Annotated in this window: 24 protein-coding genes; 10 read left to right on the forward strand and 14 right to left on the reverse strand. The window is 75.4% G+C overall.

Going from position 1 to position 22,870, the window contains the following annotated elements:
• Positions 1–30 precede the first annotated feature (30 nt).
• Positions 31–189 carry a hypothetical protein gene (locus VGH76_RS14565; RefSeq protein ID WP_331557401.1) on the forward strand — a complete coding sequence of 53 codons (159 nt, stop codon included), beginning with the start codon at positions 31–33 and terminating at the stop codon, positions 187–189.
• A 20-nt stretch (positions 190–209) separates the two neighbouring features.
• On the opposite strand, the gene VGH76_RS14570 is transcribed toward VGH76_RS14565, so the two are convergent.
• The 3 genes from VGH76_RS14570 to VGH76_RS14580 all read right to left on the reverse strand — a co-directional run bounded on the left by VGH76_RS14570 (position 210) and on the right by VGH76_RS14580 (position 3,539).
• Positions 210–674, reverse strand: a complete 465-nt coding sequence (locus tag VGH76_RS14570; protein WP_331557402.1) for an Asp23/Gls24 family envelope stress response protein — start codon at positions 672–674, stop codon at positions 210–212.
• Positions 675–707: 33 nt separating this feature from the next.
• Entirely contained in the window at positions 708–1,958 is a 1,251-nt protein-coding gene (nhaA, locus tag VGH76_RS14575; RefSeq protein WP_414637729.1) for a Na+/H+ antiporter NhaA, read from the reverse strand.
• A gap of 72 nt (positions 1,959–2,030) precedes the next feature.
• Positions 2,031–3,539, reverse strand: a complete 1,509-nt coding sequence (locus VGH76_RS14580) for an alpha/beta hydrolase (protein WP_331557404.1) — start codon at positions 3,537–3,539, stop codon at positions 2,031–2,033.
• A gap of 142 nt (positions 3,540–3,681) precedes the next feature.
• Here VGH76_RS14580 and VGH76_RS14585 point away from each other — a divergent pair, with 142 nt between their 5' ends.
• The 4 genes from VGH76_RS14585 to VGH76_RS14600 all read left to right on the forward strand — a co-directional run bounded on the left by VGH76_RS14585 (position 3,682) and on the right by VGH76_RS14600 (position 7,770).
• The gene (locus tag VGH76_RS14585) at positions 3,682–3,963 is read left to right on the forward strand and encodes a PASTA domain-containing protein (RefSeq protein WP_331557405.1); all 282 of its coding nucleotides are present in this window, start codon (positions 3,682–3,684) and stop codon (positions 3,961–3,963) included.
• A gap of 36 nt (positions 3,964–3,999) precedes the next feature.
• The gene (locus VGH76_RS14590; protein ID WP_331557406.1) at positions 4,000–4,956 is read left to right on the forward strand and encodes a TIGR03557 family F420-dependent LLM class oxidoreductase; all 957 of its coding nucleotides are present in this window, start codon (positions 4,000–4,002) and stop codon (positions 4,954–4,956) included.
• Positions 4,957–5,266: 310 nt separating this feature from the next.
• The gene (locus VGH76_RS14595) at positions 5,267–6,916 is read left to right on the forward strand and encodes a peptide chain release factor 3 (protein WP_331557407.1); all 1,650 of its coding nucleotides are present in this window, start codon (positions 5,267–5,269) and stop codon (positions 6,914–6,916) included.
• Entirely contained in the window at positions 6,913–7,770 is an 858-nt protein-coding gene (locus VGH76_RS14600) for a polysaccharide lyase (RefSeq protein ID WP_331557408.1), read from the forward strand. Before VGH76_RS14595 ends, VGH76_RS14600 begins: the two co-directional genes overlap by 4 nt.
• A 15-nt stretch (positions 7,771–7,785) precedes the next feature.
• Here the strand turns inward: VGH76_RS14600 and VGH76_RS14605 are convergent, their stop codons facing one another.
• Positions 7,786–8,187 carry a hypothetical protein gene (locus VGH76_RS14605; protein WP_331557409.1) on the reverse strand — a complete coding sequence of 134 codons (402 nt, stop codon included), beginning with the start codon at positions 8,185–8,187 and terminating at the stop codon, positions 7,786–7,788.
• Between the two features lie 67 nt (positions 8,188–8,254).
• Positions 8,255–8,617 (reverse strand): hypothetical protein, encoded by a 363-nt coding sequence (locus VGH76_RS14610; RefSeq protein ID WP_331557410.1) that lies wholly within the window; start codon positions 8,615–8,617, stop codon positions 8,255–8,257.
• Between the two features lie 338 nt (positions 8,618–8,955).
• On the opposite strand from VGH76_RS14610, the gene VGH76_RS14615 reads away from it, so the two are divergent.
• The 3 genes from VGH76_RS14615 to VGH76_RS14625 are packed head-to-tail and all read left to right on the forward strand — an operon-like array spanning position 8,956 to position 11,740.
• A complete protein-coding gene (locus VGH76_RS14615) occupies positions 8,956–10,038 on the forward strand; it encodes a protein kinase domain-containing protein (protein ID WP_331557411.1) in 1,083 nt (360 codons plus the stop codon).
• On the forward strand, positions 10,035–11,300 hold the full coding sequence (locus VGH76_RS14620; protein ID WP_331557412.1) for a PP2C family serine/threonine-protein phosphatase: 1,266 nt from the start codon (positions 10,035–10,037) through the stop codon (positions 11,298–11,300). The genes VGH76_RS14615 and VGH76_RS14620 overlap by 4 nt, the downstream gene beginning before the upstream one ends.
• Positions 11,297–11,740 (forward strand): FHA domain-containing protein, encoded by a 444-nt coding sequence (locus VGH76_RS14625; RefSeq protein WP_331557413.1) that lies wholly within the window; start codon positions 11,297–11,299, stop codon positions 11,738–11,740. The genes VGH76_RS14620 and VGH76_RS14625 overlap by 4 nt, the downstream gene beginning before the upstream one ends.
• Here VGH76_RS14625 and VGH76_RS14630 read toward each other — a convergent pair.
• From VGH76_RS14630 to VGH76_RS14645, 4 genes are all read right to left on the reverse strand, one after another.
• Positions 11,721–12,266 carry a GtrA family protein gene (locus VGH76_RS14630; RefSeq protein WP_331557414.1) on the reverse strand — a complete coding sequence of 182 codons (546 nt, stop codon included), beginning with the start codon at positions 12,264–12,266 and terminating at the stop codon, positions 11,721–11,723. The genes VGH76_RS14625 and VGH76_RS14630 overlap by 20 nt on opposite strands.
• Before the next feature lie 58 nt (positions 12,267–12,324).
• Positions 12,325–13,377 carry a decaprenyl-phosphate phosphoribosyltransferase gene (locus VGH76_RS14635; RefSeq protein ID WP_331557415.1) on the reverse strand — a complete coding sequence of 351 codons (1,053 nt, stop codon included), beginning with the start codon at positions 13,375–13,377 and terminating at the stop codon, positions 12,325–12,327.
• Positions 13,374–13,931 carry a phosphatase PAP2 family protein gene (locus tag VGH76_RS14640; protein ID WP_331557416.1) on the reverse strand — a complete coding sequence of 186 codons (558 nt, stop codon included), beginning with the start codon at positions 13,929–13,931 and terminating at the stop codon, positions 13,374–13,376. Before VGH76_RS14640 ends, VGH76_RS14635 begins: the two co-directional genes overlap by 4 nt.
• A gap of 140 nt (positions 13,932–14,071) precedes the next feature.
• Positions 14,072–14,872, reverse strand: coding sequence for an HAD family hydrolase (locus tag VGH76_RS14645; RefSeq protein ID WP_331557418.1), 801 nt, complete (start codon positions 14,870–14,872; stop codon positions 14,072–14,074).
• A 49-nt stretch (positions 14,873–14,921) separates the two neighbouring features.
• On the opposite strand from VGH76_RS14645, the gene VGH76_RS14650 reads away from it, so the two are divergent.
• Positions 14,922–15,125, forward strand: a complete 204-nt coding sequence (locus VGH76_RS14650) for a hypothetical protein (RefSeq protein WP_331557419.1) — start codon at positions 14,922–14,924, stop codon at positions 15,123–15,125.
• On the opposite strand, the gene VGH76_RS14655 is transcribed toward VGH76_RS14650, so the two are convergent.
• Entirely contained in the window at positions 15,122–17,185 is a 2,064-nt protein-coding gene (locus VGH76_RS14655; protein ID WP_331557420.1) for a glycosyltransferase, read from the reverse strand. The genes VGH76_RS14650 and VGH76_RS14655 overlap by 4 nt on opposite strands.
• A gap of 241 nt (positions 17,186–17,426) precedes the next feature.
• On the opposite strand from VGH76_RS14655, the gene VGH76_RS14660 reads away from it, so the two are divergent.
• Complete coding sequence (locus VGH76_RS14660; protein WP_331557421.1) at positions 17,427–18,707, forward strand: ATP-grasp domain-containing protein; 1,281 nt, start codon at positions 17,427–17,429, stop codon at positions 18,705–18,707.
• A gap of 83 nt (positions 18,708–18,790) precedes the next feature.
• On the opposite strand, the gene VGH76_RS14665 is transcribed toward VGH76_RS14660, so the two are convergent.
• From VGH76_RS14665 to VGH76_RS14680, 4 genes are all read right to left on the reverse strand, one after another.
• Positions 18,791–20,017, reverse strand: a complete 1,227-nt coding sequence (locus tag VGH76_RS14665; RefSeq protein ID WP_331557422.1) for an FAD-dependent oxidoreductase — start codon at positions 20,015–20,017, stop codon at positions 18,791–18,793.
• 134 nt (positions 20,018–20,151) lie between these two features.
• A complete protein-coding gene (locus VGH76_RS14670; protein ID WP_331557423.1) occupies positions 20,152–20,589 on the reverse strand; it encodes a DUF350 domain-containing protein in 438 nt (145 codons plus the stop codon).
• Positions 20,590–20,720: 131 nt separating this feature from the next.
• A complete protein-coding gene (locus VGH76_RS14675; protein WP_331557424.1) occupies positions 20,721–21,683 on the reverse strand; it encodes an SCO6745 family protein in 963 nt (320 codons plus the stop codon).
• Positions 21,683–22,849 carry a glutathionylspermidine synthase family protein gene (locus VGH76_RS14680; protein WP_331557425.1) on the reverse strand — a complete coding sequence of 389 codons (1,167 nt, stop codon included), beginning with the start codon at positions 22,847–22,849 and terminating at the stop codon, positions 21,683–21,685. Before VGH76_RS14680 ends, VGH76_RS14675 begins: the two co-directional genes overlap by 1 nt.
• Positions 22,850–22,870 lie beyond the last annotated feature (21 nt).

Genomic DNA, 22,870 nt, shown 5'->3' on the forward strand with positions numbered 1-22,870 from the left:
ACCTACCCCGCGTGAAGGTACGGTGACGCTGTGTCCGTAGGGAGAGTCGTCGGCGTCCTCGTGGGGATCCTCGTGATCTTCTGGATCATCAGCTCCCCGGCGACGGCTGCCCACACCGTCAACACCATCCTCGCCGGCCTCGCGTCCGCCGGTGCCTCGGTGATCCTGTTCCTCCGCGGCGTCGTCTGACGGCAGGGGGCCGACGGCCTCTACAGCGTCGCCGTGGGGGCGCTCGGCGGCGGCGGGGTGGGGGCGGGTTCGTCGTCCCGCCCGGGCAGGTGCACGTCGGTGACGACGATGTTCAGCTCGGTGACCCGCACGCCCGCGATCTGCTCGACCGCCTCCGGCACGTGCCGGCGCAGGCCCCGGGTCAGCTCGCGGGCACCGGCGCCGTACTCGATCTCGACGTCGAGCCCGACCACGGCCGTGTCGCCGTTGAGCTCGACCCGCACGCCGCCGACGTTCTCGGTGTTCCCGGTCAGCGTCTGGCGCACCGCGCCCACCGCGCGGGAGCCCGCCGCGCCGAGCGCCACGACCCCGGGGATCTCGCGGGCGGCGTAGGCGACGACCTTCTGCACGACGGCGGGGAGGACCTCCGTCGTCCCCGTGACCGGCACCGCCCCCGGGGGCGGGGGCGGCGGCGTCGGCGGGACCGGGGGCGGCGGGGTGGTCATGGTGACCGTGTACCCGCTGCGGGGTCCCTCGCGTCACCGTTCGCCCGGACGGGCCCGGCGTCGGGCGGACAGGCGCAGCACCAGCGTCGCCAGCACGGAGGCGATGACAGAGGCGGCGACGATTCCGACCTTGACGTGGTCGTCCGCGGGCGTCCCGCCGCCGAACGCGAGCTCGCCGATGAGCAGTGAGACGGTGAAGCCGATCCCGCCCAGCAGGGCCAGCCCGAGGACGTCGGGCCAGCACAGGGAGGGGTCGAGCCGGGCCCGGGTGAAGCGGGAGACCAGCCAGGTCGCCCCCGCGACACCGATCGTCTTCCCGGCGACGAGGCCGACGACCACCCCGATCGTGACCGTGTCCGACAGGCTCGCCCCCAGGCCGCCGCCCACGACCGACACCCCGGCGGCGAAGAAGGCGAACACCGGGACCGCCACCCCCGCCGAGAGCGGGCGCCACCGCTGCTCGAAGTGCTCGGCGAGGCCAGGACCCTCCCCCGGCGAGCGCCGGATGACCGGCACCGTGAACCCGAGCAGCACCCCGGCGACCGTGGCGTGCACCCCCGAGGCGTGCACGAGGGCCCAGGCCACGCCTGCGAGGGGCAGCAGCAGCCACCAGCTGCGCACCCGGCGCTGCACGAGCACCCCGAACAGCGCGATCGGTACCAGCGCGAGCAGCAGCGGCACCACGGAGAGGGTCTCCGTGTAGAAGACCGCGATGATCGTGATGGCGATGAGGTCGTCGACCACGGCGAGGGTGAGCAGGAAGGTGCGCAGCGCGGTCGGCAGGCCGCGCCCGACCACCGCGAGGACCGCGAGGGCGAAAGCGATGTCGGTGGCGGTGGGCACTGCCCAGCCCGCCAGCCGTTCCGGGTCGCCGAGGGTGATCGCGGCGTAGAGGACGGCGGGCAGGACCATCCCGCCCACGGCCGCCGCCACCGGCAGCAGGGCCCGGGCCGGGTCGCGCAGGTCACCGGCCACGAACTCGCGCTTGAGCTCCAGGCCGGCGACGAAGAAGAAGATCGCGAGCAGGCCGTCGGAGGCCCACGTCGCCAACGTCAGGTCGAGGTGCAGGGCGCTCGGGCCCACACGCAGCGCGCCGAGGGCGGTGTAGGCCTCGCGCCACGGGGTGTTGGCCCAGACGAGGGCGACCAGGGCCGCGCCGATGAGCAGCGCGCCCCCCACCGTCTCCCGGCGCAGCAGCTCGGCCAGCCGCGACGCCTCGCGCGGTGACGGCGGGACGAACAGCCGCCCGGTGCGGGTGCGGCGCAGGAGGTCGCGGGGTCTCACGGCGGCTCCGGGGCAGGGGGCATCGACGCCGACCAGACTTCCCGGCACACCGTCGTCCAGGCTACCGGCGGCTCAGCAGGTCGCGTTCGGTCCCGGCAGCGTGAGGTCGGTGAGGTAGCGGTTCACCTGGTCGTCCACGCACGCGACGCCCTGGCCGTACACGGTGTGCCCGTCCCCGCGGTGGGTCAGCAGCACCGACCCGGGCAGGTGGCGCACCAGGTTGACGCTGTTCTGGTACGGCGTGGCCGGGTCGTTCGTGGTGCCGATGACGAGGGTCGGGGCGAGGCCCAGCCCGGTGGGCGGCGTGAGCGGGTCCTGCGGGACCGGCCAGTCGGCGCAGGTCAGGCCGCTGACCAGGACGTTGCCGCTGAAGTGCGGCGCCCGGGTCTCGGCGGTGCGGGCCTGGGCGAGGACCTCCTGCTGGTTGCGCGGCCAGGAGCTGTCCAGACAGGTGACGGCGTTGTAGGTGTCGGAGTTCGAGCCCTCGAAGTACTTGGCGGCGAGCCGGCGGAACGGGCCGCCGTCGCCGCCGTCCGCGGCCTTGAGCGCCTGCGCGAGCACCGGCCAGTTGCCCTTGGAGTACAGCGGGAGCACGACGCCGAGCTCGAGCAGTCCCGGGGAGAGCGGGGTGGTGCCGGCCACCGGGATCGGCGCGGCCTGGACCCGTGCCCGGACCCGGTCGAGCATCGCGATCGCGTCCGGGCCCGCCGGGCAGTCCGGCCGGGAGGCGCAGTCGGCGGCGAACTGGTGCAGCGAGTTCTCGAAGCTCTCCGCCTGGCTGGGGTCCAGGCCGGGCAGCGTCACGTCGACGACCCCGTCGAGCACCATCGCCCGGACCCGCTGGGGGAACAGCTCGCCGTAGACCTGGCCGATCGAGGTGCCGTAGGAGTAGCCGAGGTAGCTGATCTGCTGCTCGCCCAGCGCGGTGCGCAACGAGTCCATGTCGCGAGCGACGTCGCGGGTGCCGAGGTGGGGCAGCAGCTGGCGGAAGGCGTCCTCGCAGGACTGGTCGTAGCGCTCGACGGCCTGCGACGTGGACGCCTCGCCGGCGGGGTCGCCGGGGTCCGGGTCCCCGTAGTAGGGGGTGTCGGGGGTGACCGGGCACTTCAGGGGGCTGCTGCGCCCGACCCCGCGGGGATCGAACCCGATGACGTCGAAGCGGTCGGCGACGGCTTCCGGGACCTGGCCGCTCTCGACGGTGTCGATGCCGGACCCGCCAGGGCCGCCGGGGTTGACGAGCAGGACACCGACCTTGCGGGCCTGGTCCTTCGCCGGCTGGCGCACGATGCCGATCCCGACGGTGGGACCGCCGGGGTTCGCGTAGTCCATCGGGACCGTCACCGTGGCGCACTGGAAGGCGCCGTCGCACGGCACGAACTGCGCCGGGGCGCCGAGTGGGCTCGGGGGCGGCGCGGGGGCCGGCGTCGTGCTCGACGACGACCCGGTCTGCAGGGCGGGCAGGGTGGCCACGCTGCTGCACCCGGCGAGCACGACGGCCGTGACCAGGGCCGCGAGGCCGGCACGAACGGCGCGCCGCGGCCGGCGGCGTGCTCGACCCGTCGGCACCGTCCGTTGCTCCATCCCGCCGCTCCCGCCCCGCCGTCTGCTCGACATGGGTGCCACCAGCGCGGAACCCGACCGTTCGGGGCATCTTGCCGGTACCCGGGCGGGGGGACCCGCGCCGCCCCTTCTGCGGACGCGTCCGGGTGGCTACCGTCGGCTCATGGATGAGCCCGACCTGGTGCTGGTTCCGGCGCTGGTGGGGCTCCCCGCCGCCCAGGCACACGAGATGGCGATCTCCGCCCGTGTGGTGGCGGTCGACCCGGACCCCGACACCCCGCCGACGGTCAGCGGCACCGTCACCGCCCAGCAGCCGCTGGCCGGCATCCGCGTCCCCGCGGGCGACCCGGTGACGATCTGGGTGGAGCCGGACGACGACGGCGGCGGCAACATGCCCCGCCTCGCTCCCGACCAGCCGCTCGACGGGGCGGGCGCCAACACCTGACCGCGTCGGGCGTGCCCGCACCGGGCACCCGCCCCCATGAGGATCGGCTACAAGCTCATCGCCGAGGGCTACGGGCCCGCCGAGATGGTCCGGCAGTGCGTGCTCGCGGAGCAGGCGGGATTCGACTTCGTCGAGATCTCCGACCACTTCCACCCGTGGGTCTCCGAGCAGCAGCACTCCGGGTTCGCCTGGTCGATGCTGGCCGCAATGGCCGCGCGGACCGAGCGCATCGAGCTCGCGACGGGGGTGACCTGCCCCTTCATCCGCTACCACCCGGCCGTCATCGCCCAGGCCGCCGCCACGACGCAGCTCCTCGCCGAGGGCCGCTTCACGCTCGGGGTCGGCTCGGGCGAGCGGCTCAACGAGCACGTCGTCGGCCAGGGCTGGCCCGCCGTGCACGTCCGCCACCAGATGTTCCGGGAGTCCCTGGAGATCATCCGGCTGCTCTGGCGGGGTGGATACCAGAGTTACGAGGGCAAGCACCTGACGATCGAGGACGCGCGCGTGTTCGACCTCCCCGAGAGCCTGCCGAAGATCGTCGTGGCGGCCGGCGGACCGCGGGCGGCGGCCCTCGCGGCCGCGCTCGGCGACGGGCTGTTCGTCACCGAGCCGCGGGCCGACCTCGTCCAGACCTACGAGGAGGGCGGCGGGGACGGGCCGCGCTACGCCGAGGTCCCGCTGGCCTACGCCGCCACCGAGCAGGAGGCCGCGCAGAGCGCCCGCGACCTGTTCCGCTTCGGGCTCACCGGCTGGAAGGTGCAGGCCGAGCTGCCCAACCCGGTCAACTTCGACGCCGCCACGTCCTGGGTGTCCCCGCAGCACATGCAGCAGGCCTTCGGCTGCGGGCCGGACACCTCGCGCCACGTCGCGATCGCCCAGCCGTTCGTGGATGCGGGCTACGACCACCTGGCGCTGATCAACGCGGGGCCCGACGTCGACGGCTTCTTCGACCATGCCCGCTCGGAGCTGATCGGGGCGCTGCGCGAGCTGTAGGACTCCGCCGCCGGGTCGGTCCCCTCCCCCCGGGAGGACCGGCCCGACGACGTCGCCGGGGCAAACCGGGCGGTTTGCCCGTAGGAAGTGTGCCGTGCGGACGCCACCGGGAGCACACGGGGACCCCGCAGATCCGTTCGGCGGTCCGTTCGACGCGACGAGCGTCCGATCGCCGCGGTCGGAGGCCCTCGTCCGGCCCTGGGCGGCCGCCCGGGTGACCCACCCCGGGTGCCGTCCCCCAGACGCTCGTCACACCGGCGTCACCCGTAACCTGACCTCCGATGGAGACGAGGAGGGGGAGGACCACCGGATGACCGTGGCCTCCCCGCACACCGACCCGGACGGACACGACACGTCGGGCGGGAGCGATCCGGACGGCAGCCCGGTGGGCGAGGCCCGTCGCCGCCGCACCTTCGCCGTCATCTCGCACCCGGACGCCGGCAAGTCGACGCTCACCGAGGCGCTGGCGCTGCACGCCGAGGTGATCTCCGCGGCGGGCGCGGTCCACGGGAAGGGCGGGCGCAAGGGCGTCACGTCCGACTGGATGGACATGGAGCGCGAGCGCGGCATCTCAGTGACCTCCGCGGTGCTGCAGTTCGCCTACCGCGACCACGTCGTCAACCTCCTCGACACCCCGGGCCACGGCGACTTCTCCGAGGACACCTACCGCGTGCTCGCCGCCGTCGACGCCGCGGTGATGCTCCTCGACGCCGCCCGCGGCCTGGAGCCGCAGACGCTCAAGCTCTTCGACGTGTGCCGGGCGCGGGGCGTGCCGGTGCTGACCTTCGTCAACAAGTGGGACCGGCCGGGCCGCGAGCCGCTGGAGCTGGTCGACGAGGTCGAGCAGCGGATCGGGCTGCGCCCCATGCCGATCACGTGGCCGGTCGGGATCGCCGGCGACTTCCACGGCCTGGTCGAGCGGGCCGACGGCAGCATGCGGCGTTTCACGCGCACCGCCCACGGCGCGTCGCGGGCCACCGAGGAGATCCTGGATGCCGACCGCGCCGCGGCGGAGGAGGGCGTGGACTGGGAGCGCGCCACCGAGGAGCTGGAGCTGCTCGGGGAGATCGGCGCCGACTTCGATGCCGCCGCCTTCCACGACGGCACCGCCACCCCGGTGATGTTCGGCGCGGCGCTGTCGAACATCGGCGTGGCGCGGCTGCTCGACGCGCTCGTCGACCTGGCCCCGCCGCCGTCGCCGCGTCCCTCCGCCGGCGGCGAGCCGCGTCCCCTCGAGGCCCCGTTCTCCGGGCTGGTGTTCAAGGTGCAGGCCTCGATGGACAAGTCGCACCGCGACCGGGTGGCGTTCGTCCGGGTGTGCTCCGGACGGTTCGAGCGCGGCATGGTGCTCACCCACGACGCCACCGGCCGGCCGTTCGCGACGAAGTACGCGCAGGCGATGTTCGGGCGGGACCGCTCGACGATCGAGGAGGCGTTCCCCGGCGACATCGTCGGGCTCGTCAACGCCACCGCCCTGCGGCCCGGGGACACCCTGTGGGCCGAGAAGCCTGTCACCTTCCCGACCATCCCGAGCTTCGCGCCCGAGCACTTCGCCGTGGTGCGCGTCGCCGACGCCTCGAAGACCAAGCAGTTCCGGCGCGGCATCGAGCAGCTCGACTCCGAGGGCGTCATCCAGGTGCTCTCCTCCGAGCTGCGCGGTGACCAGGCACCGGTGCTGGCCGCGGTCGGCCCGTTGCAGTTCGAGGTGGTCACCGCCCGGCTGTCCGACGAGTTCTCCGCGCCGGTGCGGCTCGAGCGCCTCGACTACTCCCTCGCGCGGCGCACCGACGCGGCCGGGGCGGAGGCGCTGAAGGGGGCGATCGGCATCGAGGTGCTCACCCGCCGCGCCGACGGCGAGCTGCTCGCGCTGTTCCCGCACAAGTGGCGCCTGCACGCCGTGGCGTCGAACCAGCCCGACCTCGTGCTCGAACCGCTGATCGCCGAAGGAGCCGCCCCGTGAGGCCCACGACCGGGAGCCGGGCCCACGGTCTGCTGGGACTCGCCGTGTCGTTCCTGCTGGTGGCGGGCGTCGTCGTCGGCTGCTCCTCCGGGGGCTCGGGCGGGTCGACCGGCTCGTCGAACCCGGCCGACGCCCCCGCCCTGACCGGCGTCCCGGACCCCGCGACCGTGCCCGCCCCGATCTGGGCGGCCAACCTCTCGGGGCCGAATCCGCTGGCCAACTTCCGGGACACGCCCTACAACAACGACGGCGCGCCCCCGCCGTCGATCGTCGACGCGCCCGACGTCTCCGGCGCGAAGGCGGTCCGCTACACCGTGCCCGGCGGCGGCAAACGCACCGAGCTCGAGCCGCAGGTCCCCTCCTACCGCGAGGGCGGCGAGGGCTACTTCGGGTTCGCCTGGTTCCTGCCCGAGGACTTCCCGGTGAACGCCGACGGCTGGCAGGTCGTGGCCCAGTGGAAGAACGAGGGCGAGGGCAGCCCGCCGATCGAGGTCAAGGTCGACCACGGCCAGTTCGTCCTCGACGGCGGCGCGGGCGGCGACGATCCGCGGCAGAACTACTTCTCGGTGCCGATCGGCCCGGCCGTGACCGGCCGGCAGACCGACGTGGTGCTGCACATCCACTTCTCGACGGACCCGCAGAAGGCGGCCGTCGACGTGTGGATGAACGGCCAGAAGCGCATCGACGGCTACCACCCGGCGGGCGGCACCCGGTACTCGAGCGACGACTCCTACCTCAAGACCGGCATCTACCGGGACTCGGCGATCGACCAGACCGCGATGCTCTACCTCGTCGACGCGCGGGTGGCGACGAGCTACGACTCCGCGGCGGCGCTCGTCGGGCCGAAGAGCTGACCGGCCCGCAGCCCATCAGCCCCGCGGGGCCGGGCTCGCCCCGGGAGGCAGTCCGCGCGGGCGCAGCGCGGCGTTGATGATCCGGCTGAGCTCCTCGGGGTCCTCGACCTCGACGACCACCCGGTGGAACGGCACGCCGCGCAGGTAGATCGCGAGCAGCGTGGTGGCGGCGTGCACCATCCACAGCTGGCGGCGCTCCCCGACGCCGTAGGACCCGGCCCGCAGCATGCGCGGCACCGAGATGCCGGGCAGGTGCACGCGCGGGCTGGCCGCCACGGCCTCGCGGCGCCGCAGCGTCCGCGCGCCGAGCACGCGGTCGATCGGCAGGAACACCCCGCCGCGGCACGCGTACACCTTGTCCCGGCCGGTGAAGCGCAGCAGGACACCGTGCTCGGTCACCCTGGTCTGGACTGCCATCGCGCGGCCCCCTCCCCGCTCTCAGCCCGACGGTCCGCCCCACGCCGCCGTTCACACGGGGCGGGGCTCACTCCCCACGGTCGGCCCGGGACGAGGACTGCTCGTACGCCTCCTCCGCCGCGCGCCGGGCGTCGTCGAAGCCCTTCTGCACGGCGTCCTGGCCGTCGTCGTGCGCCTCCGCGACGGCCTGCTCCGCGGCCTTCGCGGCAGCGGCGAGGGCGCGCTCGGCCTCCGCGGCGGTCGCCGCGAGGTCGGGGCCCGTCTCCGCCTGCGACGTGGCCGGGCCGGCCGGCTCCGGCGAGGTGGGCGCCTGGGCGGTCGAGGCCGCGTCCCCCGTGTCGGCGGTGCCCTCGTCGCGGTGACGGGCCCCGGGGGCCTGGTCCTCGCTCGTCCGCGGCCCCGTCGCTGGGGTCGGAGTCGATGAAGTCACTGCGCGTCTCCGTGGCTCGGTGTCCGGTGCCGCCGTCCAGCGCAACCGGTTGCGCTCCGACCGCCCCGGACAGGGGTGCTTCTCGTCAGCATCGCACCTTCCCGCCCCCGTGACGCCAGGGGGCCCGCCCCGGGGACCGTTCGGCGCAGGAGCGGCCGCGGAGCCCGCCACGCGTCCGTCCCCGGCGGCCGGTCGCCGCACGGGCGGGCGGCGGTCCGGGCGCGGCGGGGAGGGCGGGAACCGGGGGTATCGTGCTCGGACCGTCCGAGGGGCCACGGCCCCGGCCGGACGGCGTCGGGGAGAGCGGATGCCGGTCATCCGCGCACGAGGAGCACGCGGTGGATCGTCACAGCACGCGGGCGGGCGGGACGCGCCGTGGTCTGCGGCCGTCCGCCGCGGGACCCGCGGTACCCGACGACGTCCTCGCGCACGCCACCGCCCTGTTCCCCGAGTCCCGCCGCTGGTGTCCGCACTGCGACGCGGCCGTCGGCCGCTCGCGCGACGGCCGCCCGGGACGACTGCGCGGCACCTGCGCCCACTGCCGCCGCCCCTTCGACCTCACCCCGACCCTCGCGCCGGGCACCGTCCTCGCCGGCCGGTGGCGGGTCACCGGCCTGCTCGCGCGCGGCGGGGACTGGCTCCACACCGCGGCCGGGGCGGGCGGGGAGTCGGTCGTCCTCGCGCGCCGCGGCGACGGCGACGCCACGACGCCCGCGCTGCTGCTCGGGCACGACCACCCCGCGCTCGTGCGGCTGCGCGACGTCGTCGAGCACGACGGCGCGGTGCACCTCGTCCTCGACCCGGTCACGGGGGAGCCGGTCCGTGGCCCGCGGGACCCCGACGCCGCCGCCGCGGTGGTGCTCGGCATCGTGCCCGCCGTCGCGCACCTGCACCGTCTCCGCCTGCTGCACGCCGACCTCAAGCCCGGCAACGTGCTCGACACCCCCGACGGCCCGGTCCTGCTCGACCTCGGCTCCGTGCGCCGGCTCGACGACCGCCACAGCCCGGTGTGGGGCACCGAGGGCTTCCTCGCCCCGGAGATCGCGCCCGGCGGCGCGGGGCCGTCGGTGGCCTCCGACGTGTTCGCCCTCGGCCGCACGCTCGCCGTGCTGCTCGGCCGCCCGGTCCGCCCCCAGCTCGCACCCCCGTCCGACCACCCGACGACGGCGCTCGACCCGGTCATCGCGCGGGCCACCGCGGCCGACCCCGGGCTGCGCCACCCCGACGTCGAGACCCTCGCCGCGGACCTGCGGGCGGCGTCGCACCGCGGTCGGTCGGGACGACCCGTGCGGTGCGGCGTGGGTGGGACGGCCGACCGCGAGGCCGTGCACCAAGATGATTCCCGCCGCGATCACCGCCGCCGCGACGATCCCGACTCCCCCGCCCGCGTGCCCGCCCCACGAGGAGCCTTCCCGACGTGACCGAGTCCTCCGCGCCGCCGTCCGCGACGAACGGCTCCGACGACCCGGGCCCCGACCGCTCCGGCCGGGCGACGCCGCCGTCGGGCACCGCCGTGCCCGACCCCGGGCCGACCGTCGACGCCCGCGACCCGGACCCGACCGGCGGCGTCCCGGTGCAGTCCGTCGGGCCCGCGGGCTCGGCCGGGGAGCACACCGACCTGCGAGCCGTGCTCGAGGCGACCCGCAGCGAGATCGAGGAGGCGGACTGCCCGGAGTGCGGGGCGGGCGCCGAGGCGGCGGTCGAGGGCGCCTGCGGGACCTGCGGCACGCGCCGGCCCGCCCTGCGCGACCACGTGGAGTTCCGGCTCGGCCCGGGCGCCGCGGTCACCGACCGCGGGCTGCGGCGGCGGCGCAACGAGGACGCCTGCGCGCTCGGGCGCATCGCGACGGCCGCCGGGGAGGTCCTCCTGGGCTCGGTGTGCGACGGCGTCGCGTCGGCCCGGCGGGGGGACGAGGCGTCGCTCGCGGCGGCCGAGGCCGCGGTGGCCGCCGTCCTCACCCGCATCGCCGCCCACGGCGACGGCCGCGCGGGACTGGACACGCTGGCCGCGACGGCGGCCGGCGCCGCCGCCGAGGCCGCCGCGGACCTGCTGCGCTACGGCGGTGACCCGTCCGACCCGCCGGCCACCACCTACACCGGCGCCGTCACCCGGGGCGGCTCGGCCGTCGTGTCCTGGGTCGGCGACAGCCGGGTGTACTGGCTCGCCCCGGACGGCACCTCCCAGCTGCTCTCCACCGACGACTCGTGGGCCGAGGAGATCGCAGCGGCCGGGGTCATGACCCGCGAACAGGCCCACGCCGACCGCCGCGCGCACGTGCTCACACGCTGGCTGGGGCACGACTCGCCGGAGGGGCCGGCCCGCGCCCGGCGCTTCCGCCCCGCGGGGCCGGGCTACCTGCTGCTGTGCAGCGACGGGATCTGGAACCACCTCCCCGACCCCGACCGGCTCGCGGCGCTCCTCTCCGGCGACGACGTCCTCGCCGACGCCCGCGCGCTGGTGGACGCCGCGCTCGCCGAGGGCGGCCACGACAACGCCACGGTCGCCCTGCTGCCCCTCGACCCCGGCGACGGCGGCGGCGGCGGCGAGTGGGGTCCCCGGCCCGACGGCAGCGACGACACCGGGCCGATCCTCATCCCGCTCGACGGCGACGACGACGACCGCGAGGACCCGATCGGCGGCGCGGGCGACACCGCCGACCCGACCGGGTCCGGACGCCCGTGACGGGCTGGACCGCGCGGGTCTGGGCCGACCGGGACCACTACGAGCTCGTGCATGCCCGCGCGGTGCCCACCGAGGACCCCGTCGCGCTCCCGGCGTTCCCCAACGACCCCGTCCAGTTCGAGGTGCCGCTGCGCGGCGAGGAGGTCCGGATCGGGCGCCGCGGGGTGCCCGACGACGACCCGTCGGCCGCCTCGCGGCCCGACGACGTCCCCGACATCGACCTCACCGGTCCCCCGCGGGACCCCGGGGTCTCGCACCTGCATGCGGTGCTGCTCGCCGTGGGACCGGACCGCTGGGTGGTCCTCGACGCCGGGTCCACCAACGGGACCTCGGTGAACTACGCCGCCGAGCGCCTGGAGCCCGGCACGGCGGTGCCGCTCGCCCCCGGCGACAGCATCCACGTGGGGGCGTGGACCACCATCACCGTCGAACGGCGATGAGCCGCAGCGTCACGGGGTCGTCCTCGATCGCCGCGGCGGCCGCGGGGTCCACGGTCGCCAGCGGGCCGGTCGACGGGTGCGGCTCGGGGGCGGGGCCGTCGGTGACGACCGGGATCGGCCCGGTGGCCGTGGTCGCGCGGTGGTGGGCGAGGACGAAGCGCGCGGCGAGGAAGCTCACCGGCACCGCGAGCACGGCCGCGGCGAGGGGCGCGACCCGCTCGTCCACCCCGACCCCGACCAGGACGACGACGCCGACGGTGGTCGCCGCGACGTTGACCGCCTGCGAGGCCGGGTAGAGCAGGAAACGGCGCCACGAGGGCCGGACGCGGAACGTGAACCGGCAGTTCAGGAAGAACGACACCACCATCGCGGCGCCGAGACCGAGGACGTGGGCGGTGAGGTAGCCGACCTCGCGCAGCACCAGCAGGTAGACCACGTAGTACGTGGCGGCGTTCCCGACCCCCACCAGCGCGTAGCGCACCAGGGCCCACAGCAGCACGGTGCGGCGGGCCTGCACGGTGCTCACCGTCCGAGGAATCCTCACGCCCGGGGTGTCCGTCCTGCGTCCGTCCGCGGTTCGGTCCTCAGCGGACGCCCGGGCTGAGCATCACCGCGAGCGCCACCAGCACCACCCAGGCGATGCCGAGGATCTGCAGCACGCGGTCGTGCAGCACGATCTCCTCGGGCTCACCGCCGTTGCCGCCGTCGACATCCACCGCGTAGCGCAGGATCGCGATGACGAACGGGACCACGGAGACGATCGCCCACATGCTCGGCGGGGTCGGGAGCCGGCCGGGGATCGTCATGACGCCGATGCCGAACGCCCACAGCCCGTAGGCCATGATCACGACGGTGGCCGAGAGCGACCACACGAACCGCAGGTAGGACGCGGAGTAGCGCTCCAGCGACTTGCGGATCTTCGCGCCGGTCCGCTCGGCGAGGCGCATCTCGGCGTAGCGCTTGCCCGCGGCCATGAACAGCGACCCGAACGCCATCGTCAGCAGGAACCACGGCGAGAGGTACAGGGTGGCGGCCGCACCACCGGCGATGGCGCGCATGAGGAACCCGGACGACACGATGCAGATGTCGATGACGGGCTCGTGCTTGAGCCACAGGCAGTAGGCCAGCTGCACCACGATGTAGACCGCGGCGACGATCGCGAGATTGCGGCTCGCGACGAAGCTCAGCGCGATCGCGCCGACGAAGAGCACGACGGCGACCCCGTACGCCACCGACGCTGGCACCACCCCGGCGGCGATCGGCCGGAAGCGCTTCTTCGGGTGGGCGCGGTCGGCCTCGACGTCGCGGGCGTCGTTGACCAGGTAGACCCCGGAGGCGGCCAGCGAGAACACCGCGAACGCGACCACGACGTGCAGCAGCACACCGACCTCGCCCAGCCGGCCGGCCGCGAACGGCGCCGCCAGGACGAGCACGTTCTTCACCCACTGCTTGGGGCGCATCGTCTTGAGCACGCCCAGCGGGAGCGCCAGCGGACCCTTCCGGCGCTCCGGCACCGCGGTGTCGTCCGGGGCGTCCTCGGGCTCGCTCTCGGCGAGCGCGTCGAGCGCGAGGTCCTCGGGCTCCACCTCGTCGCGCGTCACCTCGCCCCGCGTCTCCCGCTCCTGGGATGTCGTCATGCAGTCCTCCAGCGGCCGACGGACCCGCGCGCGATGAGCCGGCGCGCGCCCAGTGCGCACGCCACCCCGAGGGCGGACCCGGCCAGCACGTCGGTCGGGTAGTGGACGCCCAGCACCAGGCGCGAGAGCGCCATCGCGGGCACGGTCGGGAGGGCGGCACCCGGCCGCCCGAGCAGGCCACCGAAGAGCACCGCGGCGGCCGTGGTGGAGGTGGCGTGCGAGGAGGGGAAGGAGAGCCGGCTCGGTGTGCCGACGTGCACCGCGATGCGCGGGTGGTGCGGCCGGGGCCGGCGGACCACACGCTTGACGGCGATCGAGGCGCCGTGCGCGGCGGCGACCCCCGCGGTCGCGGTCAGCCACTGCCGACGCCGGGGCGGGTCGAGCACGGCGCCCGCGGCGCCGATCGCGAGCCAGCCCGCGGCGTGCTCCCCGAAGAGCGACATCGAGCGCGCGGCCCGCACCACCGAGGGGTGGTCGATGCGTCGCTGGACCGCGGTCAGCGCGGCGACCTCGCCGGCCGGATCGTCGCTCTCCTCGGGCGTCCGGTCGAGCACACGTCCTCCTCCCGGGGAAGCTCCCCGAGTCAGGGCCTGGCCTCGTGCTGGCCTCGTCCACACCTCGGCCGCCCTGCCCGACCGAGCGGGCGGCGACCGGGGCGATGCTACGCGGGCCTTGACAAGCGGCCGTCAGACGGTCAGAACCAGCGCTCCAGCACGAGCGCGACGCCGTCCTCGTCGTGGCGGGCGGTCACCTCGTCGGCGACGGCGTGCAGCTCGGGGTGGCCGTTGCCCATCGCGACGCCGTGCCCGGCCCAGCGCACCATCTCGAGGTCGTTGGGCATGTCCCCGAAGGCGACCACCTCCTCGGGCTCCACCCCGAGGTGGGCCGCCGCGAGCGCGAGCCCGTGGGCCTTCGTCACCCCGCGCACCGAGCACTCCACGAGCCCGCCGGAGGCCGAGAAGGTCACATCGACGAGCTCGCCGAGCCCGTCACGCACCGCGGCGGCCATCACGTCGCTCGAGAGGCCCCGCTGCCGCGCGAGGACCTTCATCGCGGGGAGCTCCACCAGCTCCGGTGTCGCCACCACCACGTGGTCGGAGTTCGGCCAGGCGTGCTCGAAGTCGGGGTCGCAGCAGAACTCCTGCACGCCGGGCCGGGGCACGCGCTCCACCGCCAGACCCGCCCCCGGCAGCGCCACCCGCAGCCGGTCGACCACCTCGGCGAGCACCTCCGTGCCGAGCTCCGCGGCCTCGAGGACCCGGTCGTCCGCCGCGTCCCAGAGCACCGCGCCGTTCGCGGCTACGCACAGCCCGCGCTCCCCGATCGCGTCGCACACCGGGAGGATCCAGCGCGGCGGCCGCCCGGTCGCCAGGACCAGCGGGACGCCGGCCGACCGCATCCGATCCAGCACCGCGAGCAGGCGGGGGCCGGGATGGTCGTCGGCGCCGAGCAGCGTGCCGTCCACGTCGCTGGCGACCAGACCCGGTGCTCTCATGCCGCCGATTCTCCGCTCCGGGTGCGCCGTGCGCGGGTACGCCCGACCCGTGAGCAACGCCGAGACCGCCGCCGACCTCCTCGACACCGCCGGCGAGACGTTCGCCGCGGAGGCCGGGATCACCCTGGAGGACAAGCCCGCCCCGCTCTACCGGCTGCTCGTCCTCGCGGTGCTGCTCTCCAGCCGGGTCCAGGCGAAGCTCGGCACGCGGGCGTGCCGCGAGCTCGTCGCCGACCGGTGGAAGGTCGACTAACCCTGCAGCACCCGCGGTGGGCCGTCCGGCGCGCCGGGGATCGCGCGGCCCAGGACGTGGGCGAACGCCCGCTGGTACTGGTCGGTCATCGCGGTCGCGGTGTAGTTCGCGAGCGCCCGCTCCCGCCCGGCCGCGCCGAGCCGCGCGGTGCCCTCGGGGTCGCGGACGACCGCCTCGAGGGCGTCGGTCCACGCCTCGCGGGTGAGCGGGTCGACGATCACGCCCGCGCGCCCGTCGTCGAGCATCTCGGGGATCGCGCCGCTGACCGCGGCCATCACCGGGACCCCCCGGGCCATCGCCTCCACCATCACCAGCGGGAACGCCTCGAACCCGCTCGGCACGCAGAGCACGTCGATCTCGGCGAACGCGTGGTCGGGTCCCGACGAGCGGCCCCGCCACCGCACCCGGTCGGCGAGGTGCGCCGGGGTCCGCGCCTCGAGCGCAACGCGGTCGGGACCGTCGCCGAAGATGTCCAGGGACCAGTCGGTCAGGCCGCGCGCGTCGAGGGCGCCGAGCGCGTCGGCGAGCAGCAGCGGGTTCTTGTAGGCCTGGATGCGGGTGAGCATCCCGAAGCGCACCCGGCCCGCCGTGGCCCGGTAGGGCAGCGCCGGGGGTTCGGGGATGCCGTTGGGCACGACCATGGCGAGGTCGGTCAGCCGCTGGTGGCGCGTCAGGTCGACGTGGTGCTGGCGGGAGAGCACGACGAGGCCGTCGGCGGCCCGCAGCGCCCGGGCCTGCTTCGCCGAGTACGTGGCCCGGTCGAGCTGCGCCGGGTCGTGGGTCGCGGGCAGCCAGCGCCGCCGCTGGCCCCGGGCGCGCCCGGCCGCCCGCCACGCGACCGCGAAGCCCATCTCGGTGTTGGTGACCCCCCCGACCACGACGGCGTCGTCGCCGGGCAGGTCCGCGGCGTCCACCACCGGCTGCCAGAACGGCTGCAGCGTCAGGCGCACCCGCGGGTCCAGCTCGGTGACGTAGCGGCCGAGCTCCTTGAGGCAGACCACGGTCACCGGGTGGCCGCGGGCCACGAGCTCGTTCGCCAGCATGATGCGCTGCCGCTCGGCGCCGCCGAGCACGAGGTTGTTCGAGGTGATGACGACGCCCGGACGGCCCGCGGCGCGCTCGGCGACGCGCTCGGTGCGCCGGCGGCGGGCGGCGCGCGCGGTCGGGCGCAGCCGATCCAGCACGCGGGTGCCCGCGGCGTAGACCGTGCCCGCGCCGCGGTGTCCCGCGTTGCCGAGCAGGATCACCCGGGCGGCCCGCTCGAGCTCGGCCTCGCGCCGGGCCGCGTCGGTGTCGGAGACGACGCCGGCGCTCGCCGGGGCGACTCCGGCGGCGGGAAGCCGGACCTGGCCGGCGCCGCGGCCGTCGTCGTCGGGGTCGGTGACCAGCTGCAGCGTCCAGCCGGCGGCGCGGGCGGCCCGCTGCCAGGCGAGGTCCTCGCCGCGGTCGAAGAAGTCCTCGTCGAAGTCGCCGAGCGCGGCGCGGGCCGCCCCGGAGACCAGCAGGCAGCCGCCCACCAGCACCCCGTCGACGGCGCCCGCGGGCGGGGCCGCCAGCAGCCCGCCCGCGGTGCGGCCGCGCAGCCGCTCGCCCGCGCCGGCGTAGTCGGCGAGATCGCGCACCAGGGACGGGGTGCGCCGCGCCACGGCGTCCCACGGGTGGTCCTCGGTGGGGCCGGACTCGGGAACCGGGGCGACGGCGGCCACCCCGGGGCGGGCGAGCACCGCCCGGGCGGCGGCGAGCGGACCGAGGAGTTCGGCGCCCGGCTCGAGCAGCAGCACGTCGGTGGAGGTGCCCGACGCGGCGTCGGCGCGGGCGGCGAGGGCGTTGCGGGCGGCGACCCGCCCGGCGTCGGCCTCGGCGACGGTCCAGTCCACCTCGGGCCGGGTGGCCGGGAGCCCGGTGCGGTCGTCGGCGGTGGCGACGGGCTGGCACCAGACCAGGACCCGCGCTGCGGGTAGGTGCTTCGCGACCGAGTCCAGCGTCCGCTCCAGCGGCTCCGCGGCCCCCGCGGACACCACCAGCACCGCGAGCCCTGAGCCGGTCGGATCGCCGTCCACCGTCGCCTCCCGAGGTCGTCCCCGCTCCGAGCGGGTCGCCACCGATCGTGACACGGCGTGCCCGGCGCTCCCGTCGCGGCCTCCCCGCCTGCGGCGGAGATCGACTCCGGGCCCGTCTACGCTGCCCGCAGCGTGTCCCCCGTTCGGGCGTCGGTCCGGACCCGGGGGACGATCCGGGTGGCCCTCGACACGGCGGGGTCGTTGGACCCCACGATCGCGGCGACGGCACGGGAGGGGGTGCGTGGTGCTGATCGACACGCACGGCGGAGCACGACAGCAGGTGGAGCTCGACCGCTCCGTGCCCGCGCTGCTGCTCAAGCTCGGCAGCTACCCGCTGCACCACGGCGGCGTCGGGGTGGTGCGCAGCCTCGGCCGCTGCGGGGTCGACGTCTACGCCGTCACCGAGGGCCGGTTCACCCCCGCCGCCTGCTCGCGCCACCTGCACGGCCGGTTCTCCTGGCCCACGACCGGCAGCGAGGACCCGGCGGAGCTCGCGGAGGGCCTGCACGGGATCGCGAAGGCCATCGGCCGACGCGCCGTGCTCGTGCCCACCGACGACGAGGCGGCCACGGTCGTCTCCGAGCTGGGCGCCGAGGCGGGCCTCGCCGACGACTTCCTCTTCCCTCGCTGCAACGACCCCGGCCTGCCCCGGCGGGTCGCCAGCAAGGAGGGCCTGTACCGGACCTGCACCGAGCACCGCATCCCGACGCCGCGGACGGTGTTCCCGGAGAGCCTCGCCGACGTGGAGGACTACGCCGCGACCGGCGCGTTCCCCGTCGTCGTCAAGAGCCGCGACCCCTTCGAGCGCCACCGCCGCCCGACGGTCCGCTCCTCCACCGTCGTCGACGACCCGGACCGGCTGCGGGCGATGGCCCTGGAGTGGGACGACGTGCCCTCGGTGATCCTGCAGGAGTACGTGCCGCGGGAGACCGCCGAGGACTGGGTGGTGCACGCCTGGTGGCCCGGGCCGGGCGCGTTCGACGAGGGGACGCTGTTCACCGGGGTGAAGCTGCGCTCCTGGCCCCCGCACGCCGGGTTCACGACGGCGGGGCGGGCGCGCTGGAACGACGATCTCGCCCGGCTCTCGGAGAGGCTCTTCGACGCCGTGGGCTTCCGCGGGATCGCCGACCTGGACTGGCGGCGGGACCTGCGCGACGGGCGCTACAAGCTCGTCGACTTCAACCCGCGGGTCGGGGCGCAGTTCCGGCTCTTCGAGGACACCGCCGGGCTCGACGTCGTGCGGGCCCAGCACCTGTCGCTGACCGGCCGCCCCGCTCCCCGTGCCCCGTTCCCCGAGGGACGCGGGTTCGTGGTGGAGGACTTCGACTACGCGGCCCGGGTCGCCTACCGCGGCGACCGCACCGACGGCCCCGCCCCCGACGGCCGGGCGCCGTCGACCGAGCACGGCTGGTTCGCCCTCGACGACCCGCTGCCGTTCCTGCCGATGCTCGTGGGCCGGGCGACGCCGGTGCTGCGGCGGTTCACCCGCACGTGGGTGCCGCGGGCGCGCCGGCCGCGCTGAGCCCCCGCCCGGACGCACGAACGGCCGGTTCGTCACCTTGGATGGTGATGAACCGGCCGTTCGTTCCGTCCGGGCTGGGCCCGTCAGGCGATCGCGTGCGACCCCACGGGGAAGGCGACCCGCAGCGTCGGGCCCCGCTTGCCCGCGACGCGGCGCGCGAGCTCCGGCGCGGCGTACCAGGTGCCGGTGACGAAGCGGTTGACCGGCCCGAACGAGCGCACGGCCGGCGCCCCGAGGAAGTGCAGCCCGGGCACCGAGGACTCGAAGCCCTTGCCGAGCTTCGGCGACCCGTCGAGGAGCTCGAGCTCGCCGAGCAGCTCCTTGTCGAGCAGGTCGTAGCGGGCCACGTCGATGTCGTAGCCGCTGCCGACCATGACGTGGTCGGTGTGCAGCGTCGAGCCGTCCGAGAGCGTCACCACGATCTCGTCGCCGGTGTGGTCGACGGAGGTGATGCGGCGGCCGAGGTGGAACGGCACCTGGTCGAGCCGGGCGCGCAGGTTGTGCGAGCCGGCGGGGAACAGGCAGCGCTTGCGCACCTCGAGCTGGACGCGTTCGGGCAGCCGGCGGTAGGTCTCCGGCGCCGCGGCGAGCCAGCCGGTGAGGCGGCCGCCGACGTCCGTCGGCGGCACGCGCCACTTCTCGCGGAAGGTGGGCGGCGGGGAGCCGGCGGGCTTGTGCGGGCCGAGCCAGTGCGGCTGGTCCGCCCGGGCGGTGACGGTGACGTCGACGCCGAGGTCGGCGAGGATCGCGGCGTTCTCCAGCGCGCTCTGCCCGAGCCCGACGACGAGCACCCGCTTGCCGGCGAACGTCGAGAGGTCCTCGTGGTGCGCGACGTGGGACACCGACCCCTCGGGCAGGCCGTCGAAGTCGGGGATCGAGCGCTCCATGTTGCGCAGCCCGACCGCGAGCACGACCCGCTCGGCATGCATCCGGTCGCCGTCGTCGAGGTGCACCGAGAACCCGGAGCCCTCGCGCACCACCTGCTCGACGCGACGGTGGTCGAGGTCCGGGACGATGCGCTCGGCGATCCAGTCGCCGTAGTCCAGGAAGTGCTGCAGCGTCGCCGGGTTGTCGAGGGCCACGTCGTGGGCGCGGGCCCAGGCCGTGATCGTGTGCCCGGGCACCGGGTGCGCGATCGAGGAGGCCCGCTCCTTGGAACGCAGGATCATCCCGCGCGGCATCTGGTGCTTCCACGAACCCATCACCTCGCCGAAGGTGTGGGTCGCGGTGCCCTGGTGACGCAGGAATGCGGTGGCGGCCAGCCCGTACGGGCCGGCGCCGACCACCGCGACGTCCGTGGTTCCGGCCATGATCCCCCTCTCCGGTGGGCGCCGCGGGGCGACGGCGCGTGCCCTCCATGATGACGAGCCCGGTTTCGCCACCCTCGCCGGGGTGACCCCGGACGTCACGGGGCCGTCACGATCCGGACATCACGGACGTGCCCTCAGACGATGGCGACCGCCACCACGAGGCCCAGCGCCAGGTGCATCCCGGCGATCATCGCGGACACCGGTGTGTAGTACTCGTCGCGCAGGCAGGCGCCCACGTCCAGGCGCGACACCGCCTCGAGGCCGCGGACCACGAGGACCTGGGCGACGATCCCGACGAGCCCGTAGACCACCGTGTTGATCACGCCGGTGAGCAGGCCGCCGCCGGAGATGTAGATCGCGACGACCACGATCAGCGCCATCGAGACGAGCCCGGACGCGGACACCACCACCGCGTTGGGCCGGCCGTCGCGCACCAGGCCGCGCAGGTCGCCCGGCGTCGTCAGGTCGATCGCGAAGTAGCCGACGTACATGAGCACCGCGCCGATGACCGCGTACAGCGCGATCAGGCCGATGTTGCCGAGGAGCGTCGGGAAGAAGTCGGGAGCGAGCACACGGGCCTCCGCGCGGGTCCATCCGGACGAAAGAGACGCCGCAGACTAGCGGCCGCGGGCCTGCGCGCGCGGCACCCTCGTCGGCCGCAGCAACGGCACGTTCCTGGCACTGGGCGCGCGAGCGGCGCCGTTCACCCCTCGGGGCGCGGCCGCGGTCCATGAGTGAACGGCGCCGTCCTGACGTCAGATGACAGGAACGTGCCGTTGCTGCACGTCGGGCCGGACCCGGCCGGATCGGGCCGGAGCAGGGCCGGCTCAGGGGCGCGGGAGCCCGATGGGGTTGAACCCCGGCACCACCGACCGGGCCGCCGCCGCGATCGGAGCGAGCAGCGTCGCGAGCCGCTCCGTGCGCTCCGGGCCCAGCGCCTCCCACGGGCCCGCCGCCGCGCGGTGGGTCGCGTCCTCCACCGCGGCGTGCAGCGCCCACCCGGCGTCGGTGAGGGCGCCGTCGCCCTCGAGCACCCCGGCCGTCGCCAGGCGCGCCGTCCCCGCCTCCCAGGCGTCGTCGGGGATCCGCCGCCCGAGGCGCAGGTCCGCCCGGGCGACTCGCCGGCCGCCACCTTGAGCACGTGCGAGGCCACCGGCCCCACGCCGTGCACCGCGAGCGCGGCGAGGTGGCCGTCACCGCGGTGCTCCCGCAGCGTCGTCGTCGCCTGCCACAGCGCGAGGTGGGGCGCCGCGGGACGGGGCAGCGCCCGGTTCGCCGCCCCGAGCACGCGTCCGGCGTCCTCGCACGCCGCCGCCGCCTCCCAGGCGAGGTCGGCCGCCTCGGCTACCACCGCAGCGTCGGGGGCCTGGGCGAGGTCGGCGAACGCCGCGTCGACGCCGTCGAGGCGGGCCTCCAGCGCGCCGGTGGGCGTGACGCCGGGCGCGACCGCCGCGCGGGCGTCGGCGATCCGGTCCGGGGCGAATCCGCCGAACGCGGCCACGACGACGGCCGTGGGGACGTCGCCGAGCGGGGCGGCGCGCTGCGCGACGTAGCGCGCCCAGAAGGAGCCGCCGAGCGGTTCGGCCACGGCGAGGGCCGCCGGCGCGAAGTAGGTCAGCGCGTGGACCGGCTCGTAGAGCGCCCACAGCCTGCGTGCGGTGTCCATCAGTCGGGGATGCGGTGCGGCACGAACGCCGCACCGTTGTCGGTGACGAGCCCGGCGGTCTCGCGGATGCCGAGCCCCGCGGACTCGTCGCCGACGATCCAGGCGCCGAGCGCGGGCCGGTAGCCGTCGAACTCGGGCAGCGGGTCGAAGAGCTGGTAGACGTAGCCCTCCTCGCCGTAGACCCCGCCGGTCTCGACGACGGGTTCGCCGGCCCCGGCGACGATCTGCACGTTCGCGCCCTCGCGCCCGAGCAGCGGCTTGCGGACGTACTCGGTGAGGAAGCCGGGGTCGCCCAGCGACGCGGGCAGCAGGTTCGGGTGGCCCGGGTACATCTCCCAGAGCACGGCGAGGATCGCCTTGTTCGACAGCAGCGTCTTCCACAGCGGCTCGATCCACTGGGTCTCGGGAAGGCTGCGGGTGACGTGCTTGCCGAAGTCGTCGCCGAGGATCCACTCCCAGGGGTAGAGCTTGACGACGCAGCTCATCGGGGCCTCCTCGAGGTCGACGAACCGGTCGAGCGCGGCGTCCCAGCCGATCTGCTCGATCGCGAGCCCGACGGTGTCCAGCCCGGCCTCGGCCGCGGTCTCCTGCAGGTAGGCCGTGGTGACGTGGTCCTCGCCGGTGATCTCGGCCTGCGACCAGCAGAAGTGCACCTCGTTGCGGGGCAGGTCCGCGGCGATCTCGCCCCACCGCGCGACGAGCTTCTCGTGCAGCGAATTCCACTGGTCCTGGTCGGGGTAGACGTCCTTGAGCCAGTACCACTGGCAGATGCTGGCCTCGAGCAGCGTCGTCGGGGTGTCGGCGTTGTACTCCAGCAGCTTGGCCGGGCCCGAGCCGTCGTAGCGGAGGTCGAAGCGGCCGTAGAGGTGCGGGTCGTGGCGCTTCCAGGAGTCCGCGACCTGCTCCCAGCACCACTCGGGCAGCGCGAAGTCGCGGAACCGCTCGGTGGTGACGACGTGGTCGACGGCCTCCAGGCACATCGAGTGCAGCAGCTCGACGTCGGCCTCCAACGACAGGACCTCGGCCATGTCGAGGACGTAGTGCACCGACTCGTCCCAGTAGGGCCGGGCGCCGTCCTGCCCCATCGCGGGGGTGCCGAAGACCAGGCCCTGCTCCTCGATCTTCTGCCGCCAGTCGGGGCGGGGGGTCGACCTCTCGCGACGCACGCGCGTCCTCTCCGCTTCGGT

Origin of the sequence: Actinomycetospora sp., from assembly GCF_036497585.1 — a bacterium.
Classification (GTDB): domain Bacteria; phylum Actinomycetota; class Actinomycetes; order Mycobacteriales; family Pseudonocardiaceae; genus Actinomycetospora.